The following is a 3,276-nucleotide window of genomic DNA, read 5'->3' as shown; positions in this document are numbered from 1 at the left end:
TCGTCTCCTGCGCTGCCAGGAACTCAGCGAATCATAGCCACGCGAAGGTGTCTAGTTATTTCTCGGCCAGGACACTAGTGGTTGCCGCCCACTCCAATTGTAGGCGTCGGTTGTGGGGTCTGAGATGGAATCGCCATGATCGACATGAACTCAGAGATCAGTGCGAAATTTCGCTTCGATACGTCATCGTCACTGGATATGAAATACCAGACTCCATTGCTTCTGAAAGAAACATATATTGGTTCTTCGGGGAGCGCTTCCTGAGGAGAGGTCGCGGACGTAATAATCAGGATATAACGGCGCGACAACTCTAAAGAATTTTCGATCTCCTTCGCCGCTGGTCCGTAAGGGTCGGTGAAATTATGATATAAGTTATCGGGTACACGCCCAAACTTCTGATAGCAAAACCGAGCGTTATCTTCAAGTTTGTCGTTGTCTGGAAATACAGTCAATAAAGGGGTGGATATCGAATGCCTAATATAACACGCCACAAAAGCACGCGAGGCAAGTCTTTCTTCGCCGGGAGGATCTGCGTCAGAAGTGCTTACGAAATAGCGATTACTGTTCTCAAACAGAGGATTGTAAAAATCCGGTTTGTCAAAGAAGTCCGGGATCGTATAGAAGAACGGCACAGTCGGCCAACTTGCAGGGCGCGGCTTAGTAGCAGTGGCTGGCGAATTGGCCGGGTGGTGAATAGGAGCAAACCGTCCATTATTCCAGTACTCGCTCAGAGCGCGAATCGTTCTGTATTGATTCGGGGAGACGAACTCGATTAAGGGTCTCTGCGGGTCAGTGGCCGTTAGCAACACACCGATCGCAGAGTTAGTACGAAGCACTGGCGAGATGTTTAAACAGTGAGACTTCAGCGGCGATTGTGGTCCGGCGAAGGGCGCATTGCACGTCGGCGTCTGATCTGAGGAAGAAGGTATGATTGCTACTGCGGGAGCGATCAGCGCGACGGGTGTGGTGCGCAACTCAATCATGTTAGGCAAAGAACTGAGGTCGATCAGATCCTTCGTTTTCCCCATGATCAACTGGTCTTTTATTTTTGTCAAAGTTGCGGCCATACCTTGGGTTGTAAATTTCTGGCTTTCGGCCGAGCTCACAAATTGACTTGGCGACACCTCCGGCTGAGTTGGCCAATAAATATTGATTAGTCTACTCCATTGCCTTAGTACCTTAGCATCGGCTTTCGAAGAGTTAAGATAAAAGATCAACGAGTCAGAGGAAGGCGGACTACTCGGCTGAAGGACCTGTACAAGTTGTTGTGTGATCGCCGTCCCGGACGACGGATGTTGAGAACTCGTCGCGGATAGAGGTGACTTGCCAACTGACTCTCTCAGAACGTTTTGACTATCCAGATCGATGAGCGAGTTGATCGCCAAATCCTTGTCGTCAAAATTGGGCGTCAGATAATGTGTTGCCATCTCCAAAATACCGGGAAGTGGCCAATCAGAGTCTGGCAAAGATGCCAGAGAGTCAACTGTTATTGGTGTTGTTAACTGTGCGATCAGGGGCTGACCCGTCAGTGGCGTGTACGTGATCGTAGGATTCTCTTCATACTCAAGAGATGAACCTAATGTGGCGGCAGTGCTGGGAACAACTCTCGTCGACAGTGAGCCTGCGGTCGCAGAGGTAGGCACTGCGGGGCCAGCCCCAGAAAGCGCTGAAACCGCCCCAAGCCCCATGATGGACGCGGTAAGTGATCCCTGGACAATGAGGTTTGCGCTAACTTGAGTTACGTCCATCACGAGAGGCATCTGCAGATCACGCACGCGTACGATGTTAGCGAGCACCATTTGCGCAGACGTGTTTTGGATCGCGCTATTATAATCTGGTCGACCTACTTTGATGGAGTTCGGACCAAAGAACTGGCACGCGCTTAATGTCGCAGCTAGAACCACCAGTGTCTGGTTACGGGCGAACGAGTGACACGTGCGCGGCATGGCTTCTCCGAAGATGGTCGATACAGCTTCAGTGCAAAGAATCGACTTGCGCGAACAAGCTGCTATTGCGGGACAGCATGCCCCATTATGGATTTGCCATTTTTTTGGTCACAATCCCCGAACCCTTGACCTACTGAGGAAGTGACGGTTCCGTTGGAGCTACTTCCATCGCAGTCACTTTGACGATCCAACTTATTCCCGTGCGGAGATTGGCTCGAGTTAATTTGGTCAAGCTCCAGTTGGTTCAGGTGATCGGCCGGACTATTCGTTATTGACTGCGCCCGTAAGGTACGAGCGTTACAAACCAGGGCACCAGCCTGGTAGAGGGCAAAGAGGCAGACGATCGCTATTTTTGGCAGCGTTTCCATGTAGCCTCTCTTTTTCTCGTTTCTTGAGCCGCTTTATAATAAGGACAATTAAGCACATTTGAACGGCATCTTGAAAATTATTTTTCTCCCACAGCGTTTTACACCCAGAAGTTGAATCTTACCCATCAGATGCAAAACCTGCTCCCCAAGCCACCTTTCGCGCTAGACCGCAAATCTTCGGCGTTCTGAGGCTACTTTGACGATAGGGAACAACATCGCCAATCAGCGGTTCATGACGTAGTTTACCCGTTGGAACTCGACGCATTTGCGTCCACCGAGCTATCGATCTCCCTATGCTGACCAACCACTTCCCCACCATCCAGGGTCGATTTCGGTCGATCACTTGGACGGGCTGCACAAGAGGTTCGCTACAGACCCAGCGTTTCACTTCTGCAAACAGAGCTGCGATCTGTTGGAGACCCTCAGGGCGATCGGCGACGCCCGTGTAGAAGTGCCTCCGGGCATGGCTCCAGCATGCGACTTCGACCAGAAGAGCCTCGCCCGGTGGGGTTGTCTGGCGCATTGCCTAAGGAAAACGTTACTGAACGTGGTTCGTTGCCTCAGAGTCCGACTCAGAATGGGCGCCCTGATATCATTGTCTTGCCAGAGTGCGGGTAAGGCGTCGGACATGAGCGATTAGCGTCCACGCCGTCGAACTCGCGAGGTTTGTTTCGAAGTCTTTTCCGAGCCTCCGGCATCTCCCGAGCCACGCAAACGTCCGCTCGACAACCCAGCGCCTCGGTAGGACTTCGAAGCCTTCAGCTGCGTCAGATCGTTTGATAATCTGCACCGTCCAGCGGCCGAAGGCGAGCAGCGCGTGACGCAGCTTGTTGCCGGCGTAGCCGCCGTCAGCAAAGATGTGCCGCAACCAGGGATAAAGTCTGCGAATAGAAGCCAGCACAGCCACGGCGCCATCCCGATCCTGGATGCTGCCGATATGCACGACCAATCCGACGAGGTGA

At 52.2% G+C, this 3,276-nt stretch carries 2 protein-coding genes; both read right to left on the bottom strand.

The features are described from left to right. Nucleotides 1-74: 74 nt before the first annotated feature. Nucleotides 75-1,775, bottom strand: a complete 1,701-nt coding sequence (locus tag GSQ92_RS22105) for a hypothetical protein (protein WP_159013986.1) — start codon at nt 1,773-1,775, stop codon at nt 75-77. Between the two features lie 1,131 nt (nt 1,776-2,906). Further along, nucleotides 2,907-3,276 (bottom strand): transposase (locus GSQ92_RS31090; protein WP_254066662.1); only part of this gene is annotated, 370 nt, incomplete at its 5' end.

The organism is Acidisoma sp. S159 (assembly GCF_009766125.1).
Lineage (GTDB): Bacteria > Pseudomonadota > Alphaproteobacteria > Acetobacterales > Acetobacteraceae > Acidisoma.
This window is presented reverse-complemented; position numbering and strand designations above follow the sequence as displayed.